General features: G+C 39.4%; 27 protein-coding genes. 6 read left to right on the top strand and 21 right to left on the bottom strand.

Annotated features, from left to right (window positions below):
• Positions 1–38: 38 nt before the first annotated feature.
• From MHB42_RS07925 to MHB42_RS07890, 8 genes are all read right to left on the bottom strand, one after another.
• Positions 39–941: a S66 peptidase family protein gene (locus tag MHB42_RS07925; RefSeq protein WP_340805396.1), complete on the bottom strand. Its 903-nt coding sequence runs from the start codon at positions 939–941 to the stop codon at positions 39–41.
• Positions 942–961: 20 nt separating this feature from the next.
• A complete protein-coding gene (locus tag MHB42_RS07920; protein ID WP_340805395.1) occupies positions 962–2,026 on the bottom strand; it encodes a DmpA family aminopeptidase in 1,065 nt (354 codons plus the stop codon).
• A 299-nt stretch (positions 2,027–2,325) separates the two neighbouring features.
• A complete protein-coding gene (locus MHB42_RS07915; protein WP_340805394.1) occupies positions 2,326–4,281 on the bottom strand; it encodes a methyl-accepting chemotaxis protein in 1,956 nt (651 codons plus the stop codon).
• A gap of 196 nt (positions 4,282–4,477) precedes the next feature.
• On the bottom strand, positions 4,478–5,014 hold the full coding sequence (locus tag MHB42_RS07910) for a DUF1572 family protein (protein ID WP_340805393.1): 537 nt from the start codon (positions 5,012–5,014) through the stop codon (positions 4,478–4,480).
• Between the two features lie 74 nt (positions 5,015–5,088).
• Positions 5,089–5,697 carry an SCO family protein gene (locus tag MHB42_RS07905; protein WP_340805392.1) on the bottom strand — a complete coding sequence of 203 codons (609 nt, stop codon included), beginning with the start codon at positions 5,695–5,697 and terminating at the stop codon, positions 5,089–5,091.
• A 109-nt stretch (positions 5,698–5,806) separates the two neighbouring features.
• Complete coding sequence (locus tag MHB42_RS07900) at positions 5,807–5,929, bottom strand: YvrJ family protein (RefSeq protein WP_340805391.1); 123 nt, start codon at positions 5,927–5,929, stop codon at positions 5,807–5,809.
• A gap of 74 nt (positions 5,930–6,003) precedes the next feature.
• A complete protein-coding gene (locus tag MHB42_RS07895; protein ID WP_340805390.1) occupies positions 6,004–6,228 on the bottom strand; it encodes a DUF2922 domain-containing protein in 225 nt (74 codons plus the stop codon).
• Positions 6,229–6,242: 14 nt separating this feature from the next.
• Positions 6,243–6,458 (bottom strand): DUF1659 domain-containing protein, encoded by a 216-nt coding sequence (locus MHB42_RS07890; RefSeq protein ID WP_340805389.1) that lies wholly within the window; start codon positions 6,456–6,458, stop codon positions 6,243–6,245.
• 122 nt (positions 6,459–6,580) lie between these two features.
• On the opposite strand from MHB42_RS07890, the gene MHB42_RS07885 reads away from it, so the two are divergent.
• Positions 6,581–7,009, top strand: a complete 429-nt coding sequence (locus tag MHB42_RS07885) for a DUF2621 domain-containing protein (protein WP_340808559.1) — start codon at positions 6,581–6,583, stop codon at positions 7,007–7,009.
• A gap of 128 nt (positions 7,010–7,137) precedes the next feature.
• Here MHB42_RS07885 and MHB42_RS07880 read toward each other — a convergent pair whose 3' ends face one another.
• The 4 genes from MHB42_RS07880 to MHB42_RS07865 all read right to left on the bottom strand — a co-directional run bounded on the left by MHB42_RS07880 (position 7,138) and on the right by MHB42_RS07865 (position 10,707).
• Positions 7,138–7,632 (bottom strand): CcdC family protein, encoded by a 495-nt coding sequence (locus MHB42_RS07880; RefSeq protein WP_340805388.1) that lies wholly within the window; start codon positions 7,630–7,632, stop codon positions 7,138–7,140.
• A gap of 24 nt (positions 7,633–7,656) precedes the next feature.
• Positions 7,657–8,025: a response regulator gene (locus MHB42_RS07875; RefSeq protein ID WP_340805387.1), complete on the bottom strand. Its 369-nt coding sequence runs from the start codon at positions 8,023–8,025 to the stop codon at positions 7,657–7,659.
• A gap of 52 nt (positions 8,026–8,077) precedes the next feature.
• Positions 8,078–8,788, bottom strand: coding sequence for a cytochrome c biogenesis CcdA family protein (locus MHB42_RS07870; RefSeq protein WP_340805386.1), 711 nt, complete (start codon positions 8,786–8,788; stop codon positions 8,078–8,080).
• A 227-nt stretch (positions 8,789–9,015) separates the two neighbouring features.
• Positions 9,016–10,707, bottom strand: a complete 1,692-nt coding sequence (locus MHB42_RS07865) for an L-lactate permease (RefSeq protein WP_340805385.1) — start codon at positions 10,705–10,707, stop codon at positions 9,016–9,018.
• Between the two features lie 482 nt (positions 10,708–11,189).
• On the opposite strand from MHB42_RS07865, the gene MHB42_RS07860 reads away from it, so the two are divergent.
• The 4 genes from MHB42_RS07860 (at position 11,190) to MHB42_RS07845 (ending at position 14,942) form a co-directional block, all read left to right on the top strand.
• Entirely contained in the window at positions 11,190–11,933 is a 744-nt protein-coding gene (locus MHB42_RS07860) for a FadR/GntR family transcriptional regulator (RefSeq protein WP_340805384.1), read from the top strand.
• A gap of 132 nt (positions 11,934–12,065) precedes the next feature.
• A complete protein-coding gene (locus MHB42_RS07855) occupies positions 12,066–12,782 on the top strand; it encodes a (Fe-S)-binding protein (protein WP_340805383.1) in 717 nt (238 codons plus the stop codon).
• A gap of 16 nt (positions 12,783–12,798) precedes the next feature.
• The gene (locus MHB42_RS07850; protein ID WP_340805382.1) at positions 12,799–14,229 is read left to right on the top strand and encodes a LutB/LldF family L-lactate oxidation iron-sulfur protein; all 1,431 of its coding nucleotides are present in this window, start codon (positions 12,799–12,801) and stop codon (positions 14,227–14,229) included.
• Complete coding sequence (locus MHB42_RS07845) at positions 14,226–14,942, top strand: LutC/YkgG family protein (protein ID WP_340805381.1); 717 nt, start codon at positions 14,226–14,228, stop codon at positions 14,940–14,942. The genes MHB42_RS07850 and MHB42_RS07845 overlap by 4 nt, the downstream gene beginning before the upstream one ends.
• 20 nt (positions 14,943–14,962) lie before the next feature.
• On the opposite strand, the gene MHB42_RS07840 is transcribed toward MHB42_RS07845, so the two are convergent.
• Entirely contained in the window at positions 14,963–16,267 is a 1,305-nt protein-coding gene (locus MHB42_RS07840) for an MFS transporter (RefSeq protein ID WP_340805380.1), read from the bottom strand.
• Positions 16,268–16,388: 121 nt separating this feature from the next.
• On the opposite strand from MHB42_RS07840, the gene MHB42_RS07835 reads away from it, so the two are divergent.
• Positions 16,389–17,639: a helix-turn-helix domain-containing protein gene (locus MHB42_RS07835; protein ID WP_340805379.1), complete on the top strand. Its 1,251-nt coding sequence runs from the start codon at positions 16,389–16,391 to the stop codon at positions 17,637–17,639.
• A gap of 40 nt (positions 17,640–17,679) precedes the next feature.
• Here MHB42_RS07835 and MHB42_RS07830 read toward each other — a convergent pair whose 3' ends face one another.
• From MHB42_RS07830 to MHB42_RS07795, 8 genes are all read right to left on the bottom strand, one after another.
• Positions 17,680–19,584, bottom strand: a complete 1,905-nt coding sequence (locus MHB42_RS07830) for an endonuclease MutS2 (RefSeq protein ID WP_340805378.1) — start codon at positions 19,582–19,584, stop codon at positions 17,680–17,682.
• A 483-nt stretch (positions 19,585–20,067) separates the two neighbouring features.
• Positions 20,068–20,976 (bottom strand): EamA family transporter RarD, encoded by a 909-nt coding sequence (rarD, locus tag MHB42_RS07825; RefSeq protein WP_340805377.1) that lies wholly within the window; start codon positions 20,974–20,976, stop codon positions 20,068–20,070.
• A gap of 98 nt (positions 20,977–21,074) precedes the next feature.
• The gene (locus MHB42_RS07820) at positions 21,075–21,602 is read right to left on the bottom strand and encodes a hypothetical protein (RefSeq protein ID WP_340808558.1); all 528 of its coding nucleotides are present in this window, start codon (positions 21,600–21,602) and stop codon (positions 21,075–21,077) included.
• Positions 21,603–21,879: 277 nt separating this feature from the next.
• The gene (locus MHB42_RS07815; RefSeq protein ID WP_340805376.1) at positions 21,880–23,079 is read right to left on the bottom strand and encodes a toxic anion resistance protein; all 1,200 of its coding nucleotides are present in this window, start codon (positions 23,077–23,079) and stop codon (positions 21,880–21,882) included.
• Positions 23,080–23,369: 290 nt separating this feature from the next.
• Positions 23,370–24,590, bottom strand: coding sequence for an ABC transporter permease (locus MHB42_RS07810; RefSeq protein WP_340805375.1), 1,221 nt, complete (start codon positions 24,588–24,590; stop codon positions 23,370–23,372).
• Positions 24,591–24,597: 7 nt separating this feature from the next.
• Positions 24,598–25,503 (bottom strand): ABC transporter ATP-binding protein, encoded by a 906-nt coding sequence (locus MHB42_RS07805; protein ID WP_340805374.1) that lies wholly within the window; start codon positions 25,501–25,503, stop codon positions 24,598–24,600.
• Positions 25,504–25,514: 11 nt separating this feature from the next.
• Positions 25,515–25,700 carry a hypothetical protein gene (locus MHB42_RS07800; protein ID WP_340805373.1) on the bottom strand — a complete coding sequence of 62 codons (186 nt, stop codon included), beginning with the start codon at positions 25,698–25,700 and terminating at the stop codon, positions 25,515–25,517.
• A 40-nt stretch (positions 25,701–25,740) separates the two neighbouring features.
• Positions 25,741–26,804 (bottom strand): IS630 family transposase gene (locus tag MHB42_RS07795; protein WP_340808510.1). Its coding sequence is split into 2 segments (ribosomal slippage): positions 25,741–26,280 and positions 26,283–26,804, totalling 1,062 coding nucleotides; the frame shifts between segments, so codons are not numbered across the junction.
• Between the last annotated feature and the right edge of the window lie 33 nt (positions 26,805–26,837).

Below are 26,837 nucleotides of genomic sequence, written 5' to 3'. Positions count from 1 at the left end.
GATTCTTGAAACTTCAAACTAGTACATTTCGTAATAGTTCATTTTTTTAGTTGAATTTGCGGCTGATCGGCATCCATCACAACCATGCCGCCTAAGGGCAATGACATCGTTGGTAGGCAATGCCCACAGGCAATATTGGCAATAATAGGCTTGCTTAACGGCACTAATATTTCCTGGAAAATAGTTTGTAACGAAGACTGTGTGCCACAATTTGTCCAAGCACCTAATAAAATTCCTGCTGCCTCATCAAGCTTTCCTGCCAGCTTTAACTGGGTAAGCATTCGATCAATGCGCTGGGGGCTCTCATCAATATCCTCTAAAAATAAAATTTTTCCCTTTGTATCAATTTCATAGGGTGTGCCAAGTGATGCGGTTACTAATGTTAGATTGCCCCCTGTAAGCAAACCTGCTGCACTGCCCCCTACAAGCGTAGTCATTGGCTGTGCTGCTGGATTCTCCACATTTATATGTTCCACTGCCATCGTTTGCTGCTTAAATGATTGCCATGTATACACATCCATTTCCTGCTTGATAAACTCCGTGGATGGCATTGGTGTATGATACGTAATAAAGCCACAAAGCTGATTAAAGGCAATATGTAAAGCTGTTACATCACTATAGCCCGCAAATACTTTAGGATGCGCCTTGATCATTTCAAAATCGAGCTGTGCTAAAATTTTTGTCGCGCCATAGCCTCCACGTATACAAAAAATCCCGTCAATTGTAGGGTCTTGAAACATACGATGTACATCCGCTGCCCGTAGCTGATCCGTGCCTGCTACATAGCCATGCTGCGCATAGCATGTTTCCCCAGCAATAACCTTGAATCCTAGCCTTTCAACACTGGCAATAGCAGGCTTTACATTTTCGGGTGGAACAGCACTTGACACACTGATTAGCCCCACTGTATCCCCTTTTTTTAATGGTTTTGGACGAAGCAATCCTTCCCCTCCTTTATTTGTCACTTTTCACATGATTCATACATATAAGCCTCCACCTTATGTCCATCCCGTCCTACTGTTGTTTGTGCTTGAAATAGTGAATTTATAATAGCCTCCTCTGTAGCCTCAGCGGCTGCTGCAAATAGTTGATTCATCACTGGATGATCCTCACGTAGTTGTGTACGTGTTACTATAAGCTGATCTGTTGTGTGTGGAATATGATGTGCTGTTGTAAAGCCGATAACAATATCACCACTACCATGAGAAAAATGGCTGCCTGTTCTGCCTAGTCCTATTCCACAACGCTTAATAACACGCGTTAATTGACGACTACTCAGTGGTGCATCTGTGGCAAGCACAATCATAATGGAGCCATCTGTTGGCGCTAATGTTGATGACTGTTGAGAAGTAGAAGCACGATAATGATGGGCTAAAAAATCGGCACTTTGCCCAAAATTGCTAAGCACCATACAGCCTACTGTATAGCAAATATCCGTTTGCTCCACCTTCACAAGACGTGAAGATGCACCAATTCCTCCTTTATAGCCAAAGCACATCATCCCTTTCCCTGCCCCAACTGCCCCTTCTTGCGCTGTAGAATCGGTAGCTGTACGAATGGCTTCTATTGCATGCTCAGGTGTAATGGCACATGCGCGAATTGAATTTAAATAGCTATCATTGCATTCACCTACAACAATATTAATGGTTCCTGTTATCAGACCGATATCCTCATTTGCTTCAAGCATATATTGCAATGTGCCCTGCGTAACAGCAGGCACACTCAATGTATTTGTTAGCATGATGGGCGATTCCAGCACTCCAAGCTCATTCACCTGCACAAGCCCTGTTGTTTTGCCAAAGCCATTGAGCACGTAGCTTGCTGCTGTCACTTTCTGCTGAAATAAATTGCCATCATGTGGCAAAATCGCTGTCACACCTGTACATGCATATGCACCTTGAGCAGCTAATGGCTGATCTAATGTCACATGACCTACTTGGACACCTGCAACATCTGTTATACAATTTTTTGATCCTGTTGGTAATGTACCAATTGTTATCCCTAGTTCTCTTGCTTTACCTCGCATATGCTGCCTCCCACTAATATGATGCTATCATCTATTATACGTTAAAATACATCACCTGTTCCCATAGATAGCTTTTGACTATGAAATATTACAGCTAATATGAAAATACAGTTTTTGGCGCACTACCCACCACCAAACACGCAAGGGGCTGTCCGAAAAGTATATATCTTTTCAGACAGCCCCAGCTTCTATATTAAATATTCGCGAACAATGCTTGCTCCTGTGGTAATCACAATCCATTGTCACTATCCTCGTCGCAAAGGGGGCGTTTCAAAACGACTTTTCAGACGCCCCTCCTATTAATATTTAAACTGACTAATAAGCTGCTTTAGTTCATCTGCCATAGATGCTAGTGCTTGCGCAGAGGCATTAATTTCTTCCATGGATGCTAATTGCTCCTCGGTTGAGGCTGCTACATCCTCTGAAGCGGCTGCATTGCCTTTCGCACTTAAGGCTAAATTTTCTGTAACAGCCGCTACCTCTTGTACACTTGCAGACATTTGCTCAGAGGCAGAGGATGCCTCCTCCATTTGAGGCATAATTTCATTCATGCTTGTCAGTATCACTTGGAATTTGGCAATCGCCTCATCCGAAATATGCAAGCCTGCCTGCACATCCTCTGTTACCTTCGCCATAATATTCACTGACTGCTCTGTTTCCTGTTGAATCCCTTGAATCAATTCAAAAATTTGCTTTGCTGAATCCTGTGACTGCTCAGCCAGCTTACGCACCTCATCTGCCACTACAGCAAAGCCTTTACCATGCTCGCCTGCTCTTGCCGCTTCAATTGCTGCATTTAGTGCCAGTAAGTTTGTTTGGTCAGCAATGCCTGTAATAACATCTAAAATCGCTGTAATTTGCTGTGAACGTTCGTGTAATGTCTGAATTTTAGCATTCGAATCGGCTACAGATGCATGAATAGATTGCATTTGATTTTTTGTATTTTGAACGGCTTGTCCGCCCTCATCTGCTTGTAATGTTGCATCCTGTGTCAGGTCTGTAACAGCGGAGGAGATTTCTGCCATATGCAGAATAGCTGTTGATAGCTCATGCAGCGACTCTGCGCTTTTATTAGCATTGACAGTTTGCGAATCAGCACTTGTTGCAACATCCTGAATGGCAATCGCTACTTTTTCCGTTGCAGTGCTTGTTTGATTGGCATTGGCTGTAAGCTGTTCAGCAGAGGATGCTACCTCTTCTGCATTTTGCTCAATTTTTTGAATAAGTGTACGTAAACTTTGCTGCATATCGTTAAAGGCTTGCCCCAATTGTCCAATTTCATCTGTGGATGTCACGGTAACGCTTGCTGTTAGGTCGCCTTGGCTAATCGTAATTGCGCTATCTTTTAGCGCTTTAATTGGTCTAATAATAGCCCTCATCACAAAATAAAACACAATGGTACTTAAAATAATGGCTGCTACAAGCACAAGCATTGTATGGAATAAAATTGTTGAAGCCGCCTCATCAATTTCACTCGCAAAAATTGTTCCTGAAATTTTCCAGCCTGTTAATTCATTTGTATTAAAGGACATAATACGGCTATCACCATTATATGTATAGTCATATATACCTGATGCACTATCGTACATTTTCTGAAGGAAGCTTTCATTGACAGCCTCACCTGATGGTAATGTAGGATGTGCAATCACCATATTATCCTCACCGAAAATAGATGGATAGCCATTTCGACCAATTCGAATGGAGTCTGCAACTTCTTGTAAGCCTGCTAATTTAATATCAACAGCTACAACACCTGATTGATCGGCTAGCTGCTTTGCTATTGTTACAACCATATCTTCTGTACCTGCATCTTTATAAGGGCTTGTAATTAATGTTTCACCCTTTAAAGCGGCTGCCTCTTTAAACCAATCTCTTTCCAAAGGATTGTAGTCTGCATCATTTATTCGTGGCTCCTGTGTAAAGGTTCCATCATGGGCACCTACATAAATACTTAAAATATCAGGATGAAGCTTTGCATATTGTTGTAAGCCTTCACGTACTTCCTCCTGCGATTGCTCAAGAATATGAAGATCATTACTAAAAATATCAATATCATGTACTTTTTCACTAATTGTTTGATCGATTAGCTTATTTAAAATTGCCACACTTTCATTTGCACTATATAAAATTTCCTCTTCAATGGCATCTTTGGCTGAAAAATAAGATAGACTCCCAACAGATAACACTGGAACTAATAGAATAAGAGCGAATAACATATAAAGCTTGCCCTTAAAGCTTCCCATGAATTGTTTCATACAATTCTCTCCTTTTATTTCTTGATGTGAAAAATACTTCTCTGATGATCTGTTCTCCTTTTCTATATTTCTCAAACCTTTTATCGGACAAAATTTATCATTTCAAACAGCTTTAACATTTTCCTATTATTCTGGATTTTACAAACAATGAAAAAATCGTAGCGACCTAAATCTCATCAGCTACGACCTTTATAGTTTACGATTGATATTTTGTGCGCATTGCTTCTGTAAATATTTGAGATTGCCCCTTTGGTATGCTTAATGTTTGCCACTCAGCACCCTTTACTTGCTTTGCAATATAAATGATTTGACCAACATGCTGTGCATAATGAGCCATTTGTCTTTCAATCGCATCAATAATCGCTAGTTGCTCACCTCTAATGGTAATATATCCATCTAAATCAGCTACTGTTAAATTTGATAAAGCCGTTAAAAATACTTGCCAGCCCTGTTCCCAAGCTGCGATAATAGCCTCTTTTGTATGGAGGCTATCAATAAACTCATCATCTCGATTTCTCGAAGGCTTCTCTCCATCTGACGTTAAAAAATCCGTCCAGCGTGAAATCATATTACCACTCATATGCTTCACAATAACAGCAATACTATTGGATTCTTCATTATATGCCCAATGTAACTGTTCGTCTTCTAGCTGGGCTAATGTTTGATCACCTTGCTCTTTAATTATATGAAATCTTTTTTGGATAACCTGTAGATAAGTTTGTGCTAAAGTCATTGTCACCACTTCCTTCATCTTATCAATAAAAGCATGTTTTGCTGTAGTTGTTCAAAACATGCTTTTGCTATTTATTATAGGTTTTCATCAATATATGTTTCAATATCAGAGGCAATTGTATCAATAGGCACATCTTCAATATTTTCCGCATAGCCATTGTACATTTTTACTAAAAGCCCATCTTTATCAACTAAGAAAAATTGATTACCATGGATAACTTGATCACTGTTAGGGTCGTCTTTTACTAAAATCTTTGTATTTTTCACAGCAAATTGTTCGATATATTTTTGTGAATACCCTGTAAGAAGGTTCCATTTTGAGTCATCTGGTACATTGAATTTACCAATATAATCAGCTAACACCTCTGGCTTATCAACGTCTGGATCAACTGAAAAGGCTACAATATTATAATCCTCCACACCTTTTTTCTGGAGCTTTTCTTGAACTTGTGCCATATTCAATGACATTGGCGGGCAAATAGATGTACAGTTTGTGAAAATATACATCCCAATCCACGGCTTTCCTTTTAAACTTTCTAAAGATACCGTTTCCCCACGCTGATTGATATGCTCAAAATCAGGTATTTCCAGGCTATAATCTGCCTTAAATTTTGCGTTCCCACATGCACCTAGTATAGCGGTACAGGCTAACAGCAGGACTAGCCCTATTAATTTACGCTTCATCTCAACACTCTCCCTAACCTACACTATTCTCATCCTATCGTAGGTTGTCAACATTGACAAGAACTTCAAGGTGACAGCTTTCGTACATCTTTGTGAAATTCATTTCATGTTATTTTAAAGAAACGAGTGCAGCATGAATCGCATCCAGCTTTACTTCGACGCGGTGCAATAAATAAAATGACACTAAAATCGGAAAACCGATATCGGATAACATGTTGAACCACTGTTCCATGAGGCTTCCTCCTTTCCTAGACGGTAAAAAAGGAGCCATCTTAAAATGACTTTTCAGATGACTCCATTGCTCCATTATGCTGTTGCTACATCAAATTCTGTCACTTGACGATCAACAATACGGGCTCCTTTAATAGTTGTTAATGCGCCTGATTGCCCTGTAAAAACATTTTTCTCAATAATGATTGCCATCACTTGCTGAATGTCAGTGGCTGTAAGCGCTGGTCTTGGTGCATCAATCGTCAATGTTGTCGCTTTGCCATCCGCTGCGGCAAATTGTAGCTCTAATACTTGTGTCATCGGATAACCTCCCTCTAAGATAAATGTGTTGTTTCTTGCTTTTCAATGCTGGCAAGTGGCAGTGTTGATAAGCTAGCAATAGCATTGCCAACTGCCACTAAATCATCTGTGCTATGTGTGCTGTTCAGATTGCGATACGATTTTGTGGCGAATTGCGGTTCGTTTTTTTCATCATAGCCAATCTGATACTTCAGGCGCAATGTGGCATTAACAAAGGTAATGTTTGCCATGGAACATCCCCCCTTTCTTACACACTATATACAGACTTCTTGCTAAAAAAGGGACAATTAAAGATGAATTTTTTATCGTAAGCTCTTATAATAGAATGAGAGAAGGCAAAGAGGTGAACGATTTGTTACAAGGTTGGTTTTTATGGTTTATTTTATTTTGGGTTGTCGTTCTTATTTCATTGATGGCGATTGGCGGATTTTTCATGTTCCGCAAGTTTTTAAAGGCATTGCCAAAGCAGGATGGCAAATCTGATTTAGATTGGCAAGAATATTATTTAGATAAAACGATTCACTTATGGGGACAAGCTGAAAAGGAGCTGCTATATGAGCTTGTAAGCCCTGTACCTGAGCTTTTTAGACAGGTCGCAAAGGAAAAAATCGCTGGGAAAATTGGCGAGCTTGCTTTAGAAGAAAAAGCAAAGGCTATTAATCACGACCTTATTATTCGAGGCTATATACAAGCAACCCCAAAGCGTGACCATAAATTTTTACGCAAAAAATTAGAGGAAATGCAAATTGATATCGCTCCATACGAGCATTTATTCGAATAATCACATCGCTGCACGAAATTTCGTGCAGCATTTTTCTTGCCTTTAGCACATGTGCTATCCGTTTATTTGCAGGTTCTAATCGTCACTTTTGCCGCTCTATCCAACAAAAAACTACACTAGCATGCATACTAGTGTAGTTGTGGGATTGTTTTTTTTATTTTTTTAAACTGGATTAGCATGGCTATTCGCCAAGGTAGTAACATGGCAAAGGCTAAAATCCAGAACATACCTGCTAATTCCCCAACATCGATGGAGCTACTTAAAATTATTTTCGCCACCACGCGGAATATTAACAAACCAATTAATATAAAAGCAAATGCCTTTGAACGTTTTAAATAAATATCTCGACCCTTTACTTCAAATTTCGAAGTCGCAATTAAAATTATCGAGAACACCATTCCTACAGCGGCTGCCTCTAAAATTTGCATAGGCGGCACTCGAAATTGCTCAAATAAAAACATCAGCGCACCTGAAGACATAGCAATCGGTGGAATTATAATTTTCTTCTCATTTGTTGGCATTTTGGAAGCTCGCATTCGTATAACCATCACAAAGCTTCCCATTACAATGGCCATGATGGTTGACCCGATAACATAATAGTGAGAAGGGATGCTGCTTAACATAAAAAGTCCTCCTCTAATGTCTAATTAGCAATTTTGTCCCAATAATTGATCGGCCACAGCCTTTAATCTTTCTGGCTCAAAGGGCTTTGTAATAAAATCCTTTGCCCCGCTTTCAATCGCTTCTACAATAAGCTTTTGCTGACCAAGCGCTGTAATCATAATAATTTTTGCATCTGGAAATTCAGGGATAATTTTTTTTACTGCTGCAATACCATTCATAACGGGCATCGTTACATCCATCGTTACTAAATCTGGCTGTAACGCTCGATACATTACCACAGCTTCTTTACCATTCACTGCCTTTCCAACGACCTCATAACCCCATTCTGTAAACATATTACTGATGGCAACACGCATAAATAACGTATCGTCCACTACTAAAACTGTAGGCATCTGTTCATCTCCCTCCACGTTATTATGGTATAGCCTTCTTTAGTTTAACAAATTAAAAGCCTGTAAATCCACCGAAAATAGGCTCTAATATACGTGTAATATACGTTAATCCATCAAAGAACAATAAAATCCCTACAGCAATCATAATATAACCGCCGATTTTCACAATTTTTTGGCTATGTGTGCGAATCCATGTTAGACGTGCAATAAAGAAGGATAGCACGAAGAACGGTATCGCAAAGCCTAAATAATAGGCAAGCATATAGCTAAAGCCTGCACCTGGGTTTGTGCCAGCTAGCATTGTAATCGACATTAAAATTGGACCTGTACACGGTGTCCACCCTGCTGCAAAAGCAATACCAATTAATACCGACCCGAAATAGCCAGATGGTCTATTTTTAAATTGGATTTTATGATCCTTCATTAAAAAGTCAATTTGTAATAGTCCCACAATCATTAACCCAAATACAACAATTAAAATAGCGCCAACCTGGCGTAATAATGTTTGATAATTATGGAAAAAGTTGGCGAATAAAGATGCGCCCACCCCAATTACAATAAAAATAATTGAAAATCCTAGTAAAAAGAATAGTGTGTGGAAAATAGCACGTTTTTGTAACATACCCTTTTCCGATTTTAGCTCATCTAATGTCATTCCCGTTATGTACGATAAAAATACTGGATACAAGGGAAGCGTACAAGGTGAAATAAAGCTTAAAAAGCCTGCACCAAAAGCTAAAAATACATTAATATCAGACCCCATATGTTGAAATCGCTCCTTACAGTTACTGCATCCATCGTACCAAAAAACACTATAAAATGCGCCCTTCCTGCCTGTGAACGTTTCATGGCAAAATCATGAGATTTATAAGAAATCCCTGCCAAACAAGTTTTCTTTCTGCATTATGCGCTCCTTCAGATTTTCTGTCAATACTCCATCAATAAAAAGGATGGCGAACGTTAACCGTTTCCATCCTTTCACCTTACTTTTTATGGAATCATCCAAGCTAAAACATTGCTTTGTAGGTATGTCAAAATACAAATAAATAGCAGTAGCAAAATACTATATTTCACGGCAAAGCGCAGCAATTCTGATTCTCTGCCTACAAGTCCAACGGCTGCCGCAGCTACTGCAATCGATTGTGGTGAAATCATTTTCCCTGTCACCCCACCCGATGAGTTTGCGGCAAGCGCCAGCACAGGGTCCATACCAATGGATTCTGCTGTTACCTGCTGCAGCTTGGCAAATAATACATTGGAGGATGTATCCGAGCCTGTAATAAATACCCCAAGCCATCCAAGCACAGGCGAGAAAAATGGGAACAGTGCGCCTGTTTTTGCTAGCACTAAGGCAAGTGTTGTCATCATACCTGCTGTATTTGTCACATAAGCATAGCCAACAACACAGCAAATGGTAAGCAGCGGGAATTTAATTTCATTCACGGTTTCCACAAATGTTTTGCTCCAGTCGCGCCACGAAATTTGTAACATAAATTTTGTCACGATCGCTGCTAATAAAATAGCTGTACCCGCTGCCCCTAGTAATTCGAGCTTATATACTGCTGCAATTGGCTCACCTGTTGTACCATTTAATACTTGATTATGTAAAAAAGGTACTTCTGGCATAAATGTTAGTGCTTGTCCTAACGTATTGACACCTTTCAATAAACTATTAGCACCTTCATAATGACCTATTAAGGCGCTTTTGATTGCTGGAATTCCCCAGAAGGAAATAAAGAGCGTTAAAATAATAAATGGTGACCAAGCCTTTACAATCGCTGCCCCGCTATACGATTCGGTTTTGAATGCTGTAGTCGCTGCCTCGCGCTCTGATGCAAAGCGGTAAATCGTTTTTGGTTGCCAAAACTTCATAAAAATTGCTAATGCAAATAAAGATACTAAAGCCGATAATACATCTGGTAATTCAGGTCCAAGGAAGTTGGAGCTTAAATATTGTGTCACCGCAAAGGAAATCCCTGACACTAAAATAGCGGGCATAACCTCCCAGGCCTTTTTAAACCCTACCATAATAAAAACTAAAAAGAATGGAATAAACACCGCTAAAAATGGTAATTGACGTCCAACCATTTTTGAAATTTCCAATGCAGATATACCTGTTGGCCCCTCCATCGCAGTGATCGGTACACCAATTGCTCCAAATGCCACAGGAGCTGTATTCGCAATCAGGCAAAGCCCAGCAGCATACAGTGGATTAAAGCCTAATCCCACTAATAGCGCGGCTGAGATAGCAACAGGTGCACCAAAGCCCGCCGCTCCCTCTAAAAATGCACCGAATGAAAATGCCACAAGCAATGCTTGAATACGTCGATCCTCTGTAATGGATAATACGGAGTGCCGAATAATATTAAATTTCCCTGTTTTTACCGTAAGATTATATAAAAAAACAGATGTGATAATAATCCATCCAATTGGAATCAGTCCATAAACTGCGCCCTGTGTAGCAGACATAACGGCTGTTGCAGCAGGCACTTTAAAGGCAAAAATCGCCAATACTAATGATACAAGAAGCGTTGTTAGCCCCGCCATGTAACCCTTCATCTTTTTAATGGCTAACGCCCAAAAGAAATAAAGAATCGGCACAATAGCCACCACTGCTGACCAAGCCAAGCTTCCTCCAACAGCTGTAAAATCTTGTGTAAAAATCACATGATATCCCCCCATATTTTATTTCTCCTAAAATCTTCCCTACAAAAATGCATTTAAGTATTGCCCACCCCTTTGCGATTCGTCACATTTCTTGCAATGTCGATTTCATCCTTATTTTGTAGAAGCATCGCCCTTTTATTAGAAATGCGCCACCGTTCAAATGCTATTGCAATAAACCTTTCATATTGCCTGCCCTCGATTAATCAGCAGGATATTAGGTCATCAGATGACCGTATGCTATGATTATATTAACTATATTCTTAAAATTCAATATATTTTTCGAAACATCAAAATTCGACAACTATGTGGTGGATAGGATACTTGACTTGACGGATAGCGTGGCAAGTGTGACGGATAAACTCCTGAAATAGATGGATTGAACCTATAATTTGACGGATAAAACGTTCAAAATCCCCAATAGCACCCTAATACGCCTTTCTTCATGTATAATACATATAATCATTATGTAAACATAGAGAGCTAAGGGGTGTTGTTCCATGGAATTACGAAAAATAAAGCCAAAGAAAATATATGAAGAAGTGTCCGAAATCCTCCACGAGAAAATTAGAGCTGGGCTATTACAGCCTGGGGATCGACTTGACTCCGTGGAACAGCTAGCCGAACAATTACAAGTGAGCAGGTCCGCAGTACGTGAAGCGCTCTCCGCCTTAAAAGCAATGGGACTTATTGAAATCAAACAAGGCTCAGGGACATTTGTTAAAAGCGTCACATCCAGCCAGCTTGATTTCCCCCTTTCTACGGCTATTTTAACGAATAAGCAGGATGTTTCTCATCTATTGGAGGTTCGTAAAATTATTGAGGTTGGTGCAGCCGCAAGCGCAGCCATACATCGCACGGACGCGGATATTCAAAAGATGGCGCAAATACTTGAAGAAATGCAACGTGTGCAAGGTGATGGTGAATTAGGTGAAAAGGTTGACTTTCAATTTCATGCTGCGATTTCTGCTGCCTCTCAAAACCCTCTGCTGACAATGATTCTCGATCAAGTGTCAGGGCTGATGCTGGAAACAATGAAGGAAACGCGCCGTATTTGGCTCTATTCCAAAAAAACGACAAGTGAAAAATTGTATGATGAGCATATGCAAATTTTCCTTGCCATTAAACAGCAAAATGAGGAGCTAGCCAAGCATGCAATGACCTCCCATTTAAGCAATGTCGAGAAAGTGTTGCTGCAATATTTTAAAACAACAGAATCTATGCAATCACCAAAGCTGCCTTGATAACAGGGCAGCTTTTTAAAAATTTTTATGAATCTCTTTTATTCTTCTGAATAGTTGTAGTATTATAAAAACAATATATTTGTTTCGTGAGTCATCAGATGACCAGTTGATTATGTAAAAGGAGCGATAAAAATGAAAGTAACACTGTTTGCAACCTGTTTAGTAGATATGTTTCAAGGAGAGGTAGGCAAAGCAACTGTTGAAGTATTAGAAAGACTTGGCTGTGAGATTGACTTTCCAGAAAATCAAATTTGCTGTGGACAGCCTGCCTATAACAGCGGCTATGTAAAGGAATCTAAAAATGCGATGAAAAAAATGATTAGTGCCTTTGAGCATGCTGAGTATGTTGTGTCCCCTTCTGGCTCTTGTGCCTATATGTTTAAAGAGTACCCTGAGGTTTTTAAGGATGACCCTATTTGGCAGTCAAAGGCACAAGCATTAGCAGATAAAACCTATGAATTGACAGAGTTTATTGTGGATGTTTTAAAGATAACGGATGTTGGTGCACAGTTAGAGGGCACAGCAACCTATCATACATCCTGCCATATGACCCGCCTACTTGGTGTAAAGGAAGCGCCATTTCAACTATTAAGCCATGTTAAAGGCTTACAGTATGTGGAGCTGCCCGGCAAGGAGAGGTGCTGTGGATTTGGTGGTACATTCTCGGTCAAAATGGGGAATATTTCTGGAGAAATGGTTGATGAAAAGGTATGCAATGTAGAAGAAACGGGCGCTGATATTTTAATTGGCGCAGATGCGGGCTGTTTATTAAATATTGGTGGGCGTATTCAACGTCAAGGAAAGCCGATTAAAGTAATGCATATTGCGGAAGTTTTAAATAGCCGATAAAAGGGGGAAATCGATAATGGCAATGAAAACAAGTGATGATCGCTTTAATCAGCGTGTAACAAAGGAGCTAGATAATCAATTTATGCGCGGTGCTGTATCCAGTGCTCAGGAACGCTTTCAAACACGCCGCCTACAACAGGCAGAGGAGCTTGGACATTGGGAGGAATGGCGCTCACATGGTGAGGAAATTCGCCAGCATGTGTTAGAAAATCTCGATTATTATTTATATCAATTAAGTGAAAATGTGTCCAAGCGAGGTGGACATGTATTTTTTGCACAAACAGCACAGGAAGCAACGGACTATATTCAAGGCATTGTGAAAAAGAAAGAAGCCGCTAAAATTGTGAAATCAAAATCAATGGTAACAGAGGAAATTAGCTTAAATGCTGCATTGGAGGAGCTTGGCTGTGAGGTCATTGAAACAGACCTTGGTGAATATATTTTGCAGGTAGCAGACCATGAGCCACCATCACACATTGTTGCACCTGCCCTGCATAAAAATAAAGAGCAAATTCGGGATGTTTTTAAAGAAAAGCAAGGCTATCAGCAAAGTGAAAAGCCAGAGGAGCTTGCTCTTTATGTACGTGAAAAATTACGCAATGAATATTTAACCGCAGATATTGGTATTACAGGCTGTAACTTTGCCATTGCCGAAAGCGGCTCGATTACCCTTGTGACAAATGAAGGCAATGCCGATTTAGTGACAGCCCTGCCAAAAACACAAATTACGGTGATGGGGATGGAAAGAATTGTCCCGACCTTTGAAGAAATGGAGGTGCTTGTTAGCCTACTAACAAGAAGTGCTGTTGGGCAAAAGCTAACGAGCTATATTACAACGCTAACAGGGATAAAGGACGAGGGAGATACGGACGGACCAGAGGAATTCCATTTAGTCATTGTCGATAATGGGCGTTCAAATATTTTAGGCGGGGAGTTTCAGCCGATCTTACAATGTATTCGCTGTGCTGCCTGTGTCAATGCTTGCCCTGTCTATCGTCATGTTGGTGGGCATACGTATGGCTCTATCTATTCTGGCCCTGTAGGTGTTGTACTTTCCCCACTTTTAGGCGGCTATGATGATTTTAAGGAGCTACCATACGCCTCTACATTATGTGGTGCATGTACGGATGCTTGCCCTGTGAAAATTCCGCTTCACCAGCTTATTCACCGACATCGACAAGTCATTGTAGAAAATGAAGGCAAAGCACCTGTTTCTGAAAAACTATTAATGAAAGCATTTGGCTTAGGGGCTTCCTCCCCTTCTTTATATAAAATGGCAACAAAAATGGCTTCTCCAGCTATGTCCCCCTTTACGAAAGATAACACGATTTCCAAGGGGCCAGGACCTTTAAAGGCATGGACGGAGGCTAGAGATTTCCCTGCACCAAATAAAGATAGCTTTAGGGATTGGATAAAGCAGCGTACAAAAGGAGGTAAGTCAGAATGACAGGCACAATACAAAATCGAGAAACCTTTTTGGCCAATATTGCCAAGCAGCTTGGACGCTCTCCACAAGCAGAGCTTCCACGCCCAACATGGCAATACCAGCCCCAAGATCGTGTGCTAAAAGATGCAACAAAGGATGAGCTAGTGGAGGTTTTAGTGCAACAATGTAAAAATATTCATACAGATATTGTGATAACAAATACAGCGAAGCTTCCACAGGATTTACAAGCGGTTATCGACAATTATGGTGGTCAATCCGTTATTACATGGCAAGATAAACGATTCCAAGACTATGGATTATCCGCATTAATGACAACACAGTGGCAACAAGCCAATATTGAGCATTATGAATGGAATGCACAGCAGCCTGAGGAAAATATTCGACAAGCTGAAAAAGCCAATATCGGCATTACCATTAGCGAAATAACATTAGCAGAATCAGGAACGGCAGTGCTCTTTAGCAGCAAGGAGCGAGGTAGAAGCGTCAGCTTTTTACCTGAAAAGTCAATTATTTTAATTCCTAAAAGCACTATTGTGCCACGTATGACACAGGCTGCACGCTGGATTAGTGAAAAAGTGCGTAAGGGTGAAAAAATTGCCTCATGCATTAACTTTATTACGGGTCCTAGTAACTCAGCCGATATCGAAATGATTCTTATCGTTGGCGTCCATGGACCTATCAAAGCAACATATATTGTCATTGAGGATCAATAAATGATAACAGGCATGCAAGGTCAATGCATGCCTGTTGTTGAATGAGGAATACTTTCTGCTATGACCTCTTTGTCATAGTATTCTGGATGTGCTTCCTCTAAGATGGCTGGTCGTAGCATCACAAGTGAAATAGAAATGATAATTATGCTTGTAATCGGTAAAATAATTGTCGCTGGTATGGCATCATATAATATACCATAAATAACCATACCAATTGGCATCATAGACATTGCCATTGTTTCCATTAGCCCAAAAACTCGCCCACGATACTCTTCTACAATGATTTTTTGCATATACACCCCGATTGGCATATTAATACCCATTTCAAAAATCGCAAAAATAAAGTAAATCATTAAATAAAAGATCACAATAGCTACATAGGAAAAATCAGTGACTAATGGAATAACTGCTAAGCCAACACTTCCCGCCAATAACAATAAGCTGATTTTGGAGAAACGTAATGGTACTTTGACTTCGGGTCTTGTTGCGAAATAAAGAGAAGCCACAAGCATACCTAATGCACCCGACGCTTCAATAAAGCCAAAGTGTGTGGATTTCACTTTTAGCAATTCAATGATAATGTACGTTCCTCCTACAGCGATGGCAGAAAAGAATAAATTGATCCATAATGCTACCCACATAATGGTTTTAATGACGTTACGCTGCTTGATATAATGAAAACCGCTTTTCAGCCCCTCCCACATCTTCTCTTTTTTCGTATCCTCCCCTCTTGTACTATAGAGGTTAAAATCCATTGTTGCCTCTAAACAAAACGCAATCGCATAGGCTACCATATTCACCATTAAAAATACATCCATATTAAAAAATCCATACATCATACCACCAATAACTGGTCCCCCAATTGCAGCTACAGACATTGACATTTGGTTAAATGACATCGCCCGCTGTAATCGTTCTGGATTGACAAGCGTGGCAATAGCAGATGAAAATGTGACACCAGAAAAGGCTGAACAAATCGTATTAAAAACAGTAGCTATGTATATAGCATAAACGGACATTCCTACTGTTTCTGTATAAAGCAATAATCCTCCTACTGTCAAAATGGTGCCCGCCTGCGCTATTAATATCGTGCGTTTTTTTGAGAAATTATCTGCGACATAGCCTGCTAAGGGTGCCACAAGTGCGCGTGGTAATACGGAACAAATCATATTCGTCGCAAAGCTCATCGCCGACCCAGTCATCGCTAAAATATATAGGCTAAAGCCGAATGCCATCACATTTGCACCCAACATGGCAATCATTTTACTCGCTGTGAACGTCCATAAATGATAGGTCGCCTTTTTTAACTTTTCCGCTTCATTCATCTAAACCCCTCCGTTTTTTAACTAAATTAAAAAGTTTAATTATATTAAACAAAATATACCATAGTTCCTCCTTTTCACGCAAGCAAAAGTTTAATATAATTAAACAAAAGGAGGCGAGGCAGTGGACTCTTTAGGCACACGAATTCGCAAATTAAGGAAGGAACAAAAATTAACATTAGAGGCACTTGCCGGTGATCGTCTAACAAAAGGAATGCTAAGCCAAATAGAAAATGATAAGGCCAAGCCTTCCATGGAAAGCCTTGACTATATTGCTGAACGTTTGGGTGTAAAAGCTAGTGAATTGCTGGAGGAAGTAACCCCATCCTCTATTCGCCCGCTTTTAGAGCAGGTCGAAATTTTATTTGCAGAAGTAAAGCGTGGTGATGCCAATCATCAGCAGCAAATTGTCGATTTGATTAAGCCATCTGTGGAGGGGCTACCACTAAGTTATGAGGCAGGTCGCTTATTGTATATATACGCAGAGGCACAATATGAAGCAGGATTAACAGGGTGGGAGGCCCCGCTTCTGCAGGCGCGCACTATTTTTAAAGAAATTAATTTACTCAGCCATTGGTTCAAAACATTTGTCCTAGAGATAACGATTTTAGCGAAAAAGCGTCAATATGAATTAGCCTTTTCCTGTATGTTACGGGCAAAGGACACCATTGAGCAGGAGGGCTATCAGCTTGATTCACGTGATGCCTTATTAATGACCTATTATACAAGCACTCTACAGCTTGCTATTGGTAGGCATGAGTCAGGTAAAAAGTTAATTAACGAAACAATTGTCAATGCCCATAAAAACCAGCTATTCTATCAAATCGATGATATGTATCGAATTGGAGCCTATTGTGCGATGATTGACCATGACTTTGAACAAGCTGAGTATATGTTGAAGAAGCTTGATCAATACCGTGCTTTTGCTGGGCGGGATGAGGTAGATGCGTTAATCTTTGTCATACGCGCACATTATTACAATAATTATGTTCATCATTATGAGCAGGCACTTTTAGAAGTAGAGCGTTTTAATCAACTCAAACATGAGGAATTTAACAAGCTTGATCCAAACTATATTTATTTTGAAAAGGGAAAATCTTTATACTTACTCGGTCGTTATGAGGAAGCAAGGATCGCATTTGAACATTATACAAAAATACCAAGCTTTATTAGCCATCCTTATGATATTTTAAGCTTAAATGAATGCTTTTCCTATAAAGCCCTTTGCTATGCACATTTTGGTGAGCTAACAACAGCCTATGAAATTGCAAAAATGGCTTATACAGATTCACTGGATTTAGTGGATTTACCCTATAAACGAAAAATCGAGGAAGTCTATCGAACAATTAAGGCACAAATTGATTCCATAACTTAATGAGGAAAGGGATTGCACGAGGCTGTGCAATCCCTTGTTTTTACGGCTGACGATCGTTCTTTATTTGTTGATGGATTTTGCGTAACGCCTTTTTCGAGCCTCGTTCGATATCATGCTGAAGCTTACGCTCTCGATAGTCTATAAATAATGTTTCTAGATCATAGCCTTCAGGGTATAGCTCCGTTGCAGGTAATTCTAAGGCAAGCCGCTTCACATTCACCTCAAGTAGTTGCCCCTGATAGAATACGCTGACATTATTGTACGGATTCATTTCTTCATATACCAATCCCACATCATCATAGTCCAATAATTTCACACGATCCCCTTTGGCAAATGTATATGTCACCGTCACGCTTTGTTTCTCTGCCTTAGGCTTACGAATTTTACTGTCATGAACGAGCGTCAGCTGATATTCTTTATTATTGATATAATCCTTTGCTCTTTGTAAAACAGCTTCGCGGACATTCATTTTTTTAGAAATCCATAGGGCATTGCTTTCTCCAGACGTGCCGATTATTAATTGATACAACGGCTCTAGTGTTTCAGCATGGAAGCGCATTGCCGCATTCATAAAATCAGGATGCATTTCTGAAAATCGTTTAATTTCGCCATAATGTGTTGTTGCAACGGTTATACAGCCCATCTGATAAAATTCCTCTAGTATCGCAATTGCCAGTGCTGCCCCTTCATTCGGCTCTGTTCCACTGCCAATTTCATCAAACAGTAAGAGTGTATGATTATTAGCAGCTCTCATAATATCAGAAAGATTTTTCATATGAGAAGAAAACGTACTAAGTGCATTCTCTATACTTTGATTGTCGCCAATATCTACAAAGATATGGTCGAATACAGCCATTTCCGTTCCTTCATCCGCCGCGATATGAAAGCCTGACATCGTAGCTAATGCTAGTAAGCCAATTGTTTTTAATACGACCGTTTTCCCACCAGCATTCGGCCCTGTAATAATTAAGCTACGGTAGTTTTCACCAATAGTAAACTGAAGGGGCACAGCATTTCCCGGTAATAATGGATGCTTGCCATTCACTATGTTGATATAGCCATAATCATTTAAACGCGGCTCCATGCCACCAATTTGTCTACTGAACTTCGCTTTGGCAAAAACCATATCGTATTGACTGATCAACTCCATGTTAATATGGATAGCTTTCAGATGCTCCATTAAAAGACCTGATAAAGTCGCTAAAATCTGATATTCCTCCACCGCTTCCTCAGCCTTCAAGGTAGCTAATTCTACATTTAATTTAGCGACAACACTTGGCTCCATAAAAACGGTTGCCCCTTTTGAGGAAATTTCAACGACCGTTCCCTGTACATGATTTTTATAGGTCGCCTTAATCGGAATCGTATAGCGATCATCCTTTTGACTAATAAAAAATTCCTGAATATACGGTTTATTGGCACTGTTATTTAAAAATTTCGTTAAGCGTTCTTTTATTTTTTCCTCTGTCGTTTCCATATGATGACGAATACGTTTTAATTCACGACTAGCAGCCGAATCTACACGATTGGCTTTGATCGCAAAATTAATCTCCTCCTCCACGCTTGTCAATTCAGCCATAGAATGAGCGTAAGTGGAAAGAACAGGCGCAAAAAATGCCTTATCCAGCATAAATTTTTTGATGTTGCGGCAGCCTCGTAAAAAGTCTGACATGCTAACTAGCTCACTTGGGTCTAGTATCATGCCCTTTTCAAGCTTCGTCATAATATGCTCAATATTTGATACCCCTAAAAACGGAACATGCCCCTCTGCATCCAATATGGCACGAGCTTCTGTTGTTTCATTCAACCGATTTTTTACCACTGCTAAGCTTGAGCTTGGCATTAATTTATCTAAAAGCTGTTTTCCTAATCCGCTGACACAGTAGGATTTAACGATGTCCTTTAATTCATGATATTGTAATTTTTCAAGTGTAGTATTATTCATTTCTTTTTGCTCCTCATTGTAATGTTTTATCATACATGAAGATACCTACCCAATAATAGATAGCAATGATAGTTTAAACAAAATAAAAAAGCTGCGAGGAATCCCCACAGCTCTATCTTTAAAAGGCGCGTTTTCCTGACATCACAAATAAAACTTCAGCTAATTAAAGTTTCTATCCTGTATGCCACGCTTAATAAAGTATTGTAGGTATCTACATAGGTTGTTGAAATAGGTCCATGACAAAATAAGGGGTGTTCATAACATATATCCCCTGCTGTCGTCATCGCCACTATTTCATTCAATTTTTACCTAGTTAGAACCTACCGCACTCACAAAAAGCACCTCTCATTAATTATCATTGTTATCTAATTATTGACATTTTACTATATGCTGACATGAAAGTAAAGGTGTCAGCTTGCTTCAACTTCCAATATGGGCTTTAAGATTTTAGAAAAAAGACCTGTAGAAAAATCTACAAGTCTTTTATGAAACGGATTTATGATGGGCTTTTCTTGTTTCTATAATTTTGGAGCCTGAGAATAGTAGTAAGGCTACCCAAATAATGCTAAAAGCCAGAAGCTCTACCTGACTAAATGGCTCCTTGTACAGCATCACGCCTAAAATTAATACAATCGTTGGTGTCATATATTGAATAAAGCCTAATAAATATAATGGAATATTTTGTGCGCCTTTAGCAAATAAAACTAAAGGAACTGCTGTAACGATACCACTTACAATCATCAACATATCTGTTTTAACATCAATATGTAAAAATGAAGCTTGCTGTGTTGTAAATAAATACGCATAATAACCTAAGGCAAATGGCAAAATCAATAATGTTTCAATGGCTAAGCCTCTTGTCGCATCAAGCGTAATTTTCTTTTTTAGCACGCCATAAATAGCGAACGATACAGCAATTAATAGTGCTACCCAAGGCATAGAGCCGTAATTGATCGTTAAAATTAGCACCCCAATAAAGGCTATTGCCGTAGCAATCCATTGGACATGGCTTAACGATTCCTTAAAGAAAATAACACCAAAAATCACAGACAACAGTGGATTAATATAATAGCCTAAGCTTGTTTCAATCACATGATCATGTGTCACAGCCCAAATATATAAATACCAGTTCATTGAAATAACAAAGGACGCACCCGCAAGCTGCCAAAAATGCTTTTGATGTGACCATAAATACTTTAAATCTGCCAGCAGCTCCTTACGCATGCGAAATATGCTCACCGCAAGCACCGTAAAAACAAAGGACCAAATCACGCGAGATAATAAAATCTCCATGCTTGGCACATGCTCTAATAGCTTCCAGTACAGCGGGAAAACTCCCCAAATCATATAGGCTAAAAATGCTGCCAAAACTCCCTTTTTCCCATTTGACATTGCCATTAACGCTCCTACTCTTTGTATAATAGTAAACTAGCTAAAGAATAGACTCATTATAGGACTTTGCGTAGCAACTGTAAATGTTCTTGCCTACGTTATTCAGATTCTAGCTCTGCAATATATTTGCGCACTGTACTATAGCTAATATGTGGATTGATTTGACGCTTAATGCGAATATGAATTTCTTTAATGCCTACACCCTGCTCACGCATATCACGAATCATTGATTTTAAGGGACCTGTCAGTGCTTCCTGTGATAAAGTTGTATATTTGCTTAATTCAATAAGCAGCTCTGCATTTTGCTGACGCAGCACCTTCATCTCATCTACCATGCAATTATATTCTGTTACTTTTTTCTGCAGGATAGTGTTTTGCTGTTTTAATTTTTGTGTTTCCTCCATTAGCTGTGTATTGTGCTTTTTGAGCGCTTTTCGTTCTTGCTCTAACCCATTGTGCTTTTTATCTAAATCTGTATGCATAGCATTGTACAGCTCTTCGATATGCAATAATTGGAGATAACGATTGTTTGGGACAAGCATTAAAGCTTCCGCTGTATGAAGGGCAAGCGTTCCATCCTTCAAAGGCTCATATAACAATGTAGAGGGTTCTATTTTATTGCCCATCACTTCTTCACGCCCCCACAAACAATTTTCTGTAATCGTGTTGCTTTGTCTATCATTGGTTCGCTTCCTTTTTCATATGATAATCATTCTCATTTAATTTTATCATAATCATTCATGATTCTTTTGTCAAAAGATCAATTGCGTCTGAATTTTTTCGAAAATGCCCCTTCAAAATCCATGACACCTGTTGAGTAGAAACCTTCTCTATGCTTTCGATATAAGAAGCAAAATAAAAAAGACTGCTGAGAAAGTAATGATTTCCTCAACAGTCCTATTTTTACATTTTTTTTAGTTTTTCGTACTCTAATTGCAAACGCTCAATGCGTTTACGTCCTTCTTCGCGATTTCTAACTGTTTCTGCTTGAATTTGCTTCGTTTCCTGAATACCAGCCATAATCGTTTGCCATGTTGTTTCAATCGTTTCGATTTTAATGCTTGGGCTACCTGCTTGGCGAGCAATATTGACGCTGTTTCTACTAATATTTTCAGCATTGCGTACAAGCATCTCATTTGTACGGTCATCCAACTCTTTCATGGAATCAGAAATAAGCTTTTGACGTCTTAATGTAACCGCATGAATCAAGCCCTGCTTAAAGATTGGAATCGTCGTTACAAAGGCAGAGTTAATTTTTGCAATTAAATGGTTATTCCCCTGCTGCATTAAACGAATTTGCGGAGCGGATTGGAAGGATACCTGCTGTGCCATTTCTAAATCATAGCGGCGCTGCTCTAATAATTCCACAGCGCGTAGCATTGTTTCATATTCCATTGCTGCTAGCTGATCGCCAGTTTGTGCCTTTTGCTCAAGTGCCGGCAATGATGCGCGAACCTCATCTATTTTTACTTCAATCGCTGCTACAAACTTGCTTAATGATTGGAAGTAGTTTAAATTTTGGTCATATAAATTTTCAAGGTCTACTGTATTTCGCTTCATTTCGCCTTCGTATTTTTGAATTTCACGATAAATAACATCCACTTCTTTGTTCATGCTATCGTATTTGGCTAAAAATCTCTCCAATTGCTCTTTGCCTTTATTAAAGAGCCTTGTTAAAAAGCCGCCCTTTTTCTCCTCTGAAAAATCTTGGGGATCAAATTTATCCATAATTTTATTCAAGTTATTCAGTAAAACACTTGATTCTTCAAGCTTACTCGCTTTCATCGTCGCAAGCATTTTATCGGAAAAAGTGGAAATACCATTTGCGGTTTCCTTCCCAAGCTCCAGCATAGCAATTTGGTCTTTGACATCAATTTTTTGTGCAAGCGCATGTACCTCTGGGTCTTGCTTTAAGCGTAGCTGGTTTTGTGCAATTTGCGACAGCTCCTGCTCTGATACAAGCACTGGTGGCTGCTGTGGCTCTGACTGCATCAAGGGATTTTCCTGTGGTTGCTGGATCACTGGATTTGGTTGTGGTTGCTGCTGAAATAAAGGATTTTCTGAAGCGAATGGGTCCTTTGATTGGTATTCGTTATTAGACATATCTATACCCCCTATTACTTACTCTCTTGTACTATACGAATCATGCTGCAAAAAAGTTTCATCTTAAACGAATAAAGGAAGCGTTTCGTAAGGTGTACGAATCAACACCTTCTTCGTCAATTATACTATAACAAGTTGTAGCTATCCGCTCGATAGCTATGCCACTTTGTAAACTTGATAGCATATTATCACCTTATTCCTCAAGTATAGCCTGTTAACCGAGGAAATTCGACTAAATTTGCAAATTATCAAAAAAAAGTAGCCATATTGCATAGGCTACTTTCCAATCATTATGTTGTCACTTTTAAGACTGTTTTAATTTTTTGAATCACGCCACCCGTGCTATAGGTTAGCACACTGCGTTTATAGAAGGATAAGCTAAATAGATACACCACAACAATTGTTGCGATTAAAATACCTAATGATAGTAGTGGTACCATGCCCCCAATATCTGTAGCACCTATACGCATTGGCATGACCATCCCAGATGTAAAGGGGATATACGAGAAGATTTTAATTAATAGTGTATCTGGATTGCCGATACCTGATAGCATGACATAAAAGCCGATTAATGTCACCATCATGGCAGGCATTAATACTTGCCCCGCTTCCTCTACCTTTGATACAAGTGAGCCAAACAGTGCACCAACAATTAAATAAAGGACAATAGTCAATAGCAAGAACACAATAGCATACATCACATAGCTAATTGAGAGCTCTTGAATAATGGTAGCGGCTGTATCCCAAATGACGCCATTCTTCGCAAATTTTGCATATAGTAAAAAGGCGATAGCAATAATCCCCATTTGTGTCATGGCTAATAATAGTACACCTGCAATTTTTGCTTTAAAATGGGTGGCTGGCTTGACGCTTGCTAACAGCATTTCCATAGCACGAGAGCCTTTTTCAGAGGCAATTTCAGTTGTAATCATGGAAAGGAATGTGGAAATAAAGAAATAAATTAAAATCCCAATACCATACGATACCCATAGCCCCGACTGCTTTTCTTCCTCACTTTTCCCACCTGCTGATGCCTCATTTAAATTTTTCGTAGAAATCGTTGTTTGAGCAGCCATAATTTGTGCTGCTTGCTCAGATGAAAGAGAAAGCTGCTGAACAGCATAATGTTGACCAGCATACTGTAATAACGATGACAATGTTGTCTGATCATTTAATTTTAATGGTGTAAATGTCGCGATTTCTGCATGGAGCTGACCACCTTCATCCTGAATCGTCACAATGGCGTCTAGCTTGCCGTCCTTCACCTGTTCCTCAAGCGCTGCAACATCCTGTTCATCCTGCGTAAAAGCCATATCACCATTGGATACAAAAATACCACTTAAATCCGCAGAGGTGTCGTTGACAATAGCAATTTGCTGGGCTTCATCATCCCCTGTAAAAAGTGCCTTAATATCCGACCAAAATATAGCCACAGACATTAATACTACATATAAGCATGTCATCAAAATAAAGGATTTTGATTTAAATTTTGATTTATATAACTGCATCATGAGTAAATTAAACTTCGACAATCTGACCACCTACCTTGTCTTTAAAGATTTCATCCAATGATAAATAATCTAAACTAAACTTTTCAATGTACTTGCCATTGGAAAGCTGCTCAAAAATGCTTTGGGCATAGCGCTCGTCCTCTAACATTAACACAATTTGCTCCTTTTCCACGCGCACATCCTTCACGCCTTCAAGCGCCAATAATTGCGTTGTCGACCAATCTGTCCGCACCGCCAGCTTTGTTTTGCCGTATTGTTTCTTTAAATCTAGTAAGCTACCAGAAAATAAGGAAACACCTCGCTTTAAAAGACATAAATGATCACAAAGCTCCTCCACATTATCCATTTGGTGACTGGAAAATAAAATCGTTGTGCCCTGCTTCTTTAATAGTAAAATAGCATCCTTTAATAAATCTTTATTGACAGGGTCTAAGCCACTAAACGGCTCATCCAAAATTAAAAACTGTGGCTTATGAATAAAGCTTGCAATCAGCTGAACCTTTTGCTGATTGCCCTTTGACAGCGTTTCAGCCTTATCTTTGCGTTTTTCCTCCAGCTCAAAGCGCTGAATCCAAAAATCAATATCCTTTTTTAGCTCTGCTCTTTTCATGCCACGTAGCTCGCCAAAAAAGTAGAGCTGCTCCTCCACCTTCATCGTTGGAAAAATGCCGCGCTCCTCAGGTAAATAGCCAAGAATATCACGATTAATAGCATTTACGGGCTTATCATCCCAAGTAATTGTGCCAGCCGTTGTTTCCTGTAAATCTAAAATCATACGAAATGTCGTTGTTTTTCCCGCTCCATTTTGCCCAATTAGCCCAAAAATTTCACCCTTTTCAATGGTAAAATTCAAATCATTGACAGCCGTAAAATCCTTGTACTTCTTTGTGACATGCTGTAGCTGTAATGTCATCTTTTCTCCTCCTACCTTTCAAATAACTGTGCTTCTTTTTGTAACCTTTTTACACGCTTGCTTACTTGTAGAATGGATATGCCTAGCAAACATACAAGCAATGCATCTACTAGTCCAATACCTTTATTGAGGGTATGCTCCTGCACAATATTCATACAGCCAGCAAAAATACCGAAGCCCGCAAACACTAACATCATATTGCGAACCCATCTTAAATATATATACGGTGAAAGAAAATTAGAGTTTCAAGCACAGCCTATTCACCGTATTTTCAGGTGTTTGATTAATCATTTGGATAAAGCCTTGGACAGCACGTTGAATCTTTCCGACATTTGAGTAAAAGACATTGTGGATCACCGTTGTCTTCATCCATTTCCACAGTCCTTCGATTAAATTTAAATTGGGACTGTACGGCGGAAGGAACAGAAATTCAAAGAAATCTTGATACTTTTCTAAAAATGGTTGAATCAATTTCGCATGGTGTATGCGCGCATTGTCTAATACCATCACGATGCGTTCATTCGGATAACGAGCGATGACTTTTTCTAAAAAACTTAGGAATTCAACAGCGGTATATTGTTCTTCTTGCACGCAAAATACATCGCCCGTTTCGTAATCCAATGTACCAATTAGCTTAACCCCTTGATGTCGGCCATATGTTGGAATGATTTTTTGTTGACCTTTAAGAAACCACGTGTTGGAAATCGCTTGGTAATCACGGATCATTGACTCGTCTTCAAATAAAATACGATCAATTTGACCATGAATTAGTTTTTTTTCGCCTGTTCAAATTTTTCAAGGAAAACTGCTTGTTTGAGGGGGTCTGCTTTTTCCAATGTATACGTTGGTTTCGTATAACTTAAACCAAGACGGTACAATAAATCACGTGTCCCACGTACAGAAAAAGACACACCAAATGTTCGCTCAATCCAATCGCGAAGAAGAGGCGCTGTCCAGTTCATTTCAACGGGAAAACCAGCATCTTTAGGCGTTTGGTTGACAATTGTCGCGACGACTCGTGCTTCTTGTTCAGCCGTTAAATGACGCTTTCGACCAGGTTGTTTTTTACGTCCAAGTCCAGCGATCCCTTTTTCACAATAAGCTTTGCGATAATTGAACAGCGTCGCTAAAGAAAGACCTGTATAGTCGACAATTTTTTCATACGATTCGCCGGAAAGTAACATATAAATCACTTGGTAGCGAACGAACATTTTATGATTGTTTTCTTCTTTCATGACAAGCTTTAATTCTTCTAAAGCAGCAGGAATTTGTTCTTCAGGAATTAGGACAATTTTACGCATCATTTTTCTCCGTTTCATATCTATTAAGAATAG

Source organism: Lysinibacillus sp. FSL K6-0232 (assembly GCF_038008325.1).
Taxonomy (GTDB): Bacteria; Bacillota; Bacilli; order Bacillales_A; family Planococcaceae; genus Lysinibacillus.
This window is presented reverse-complemented; position numbering and strand designations above follow the sequence as displayed.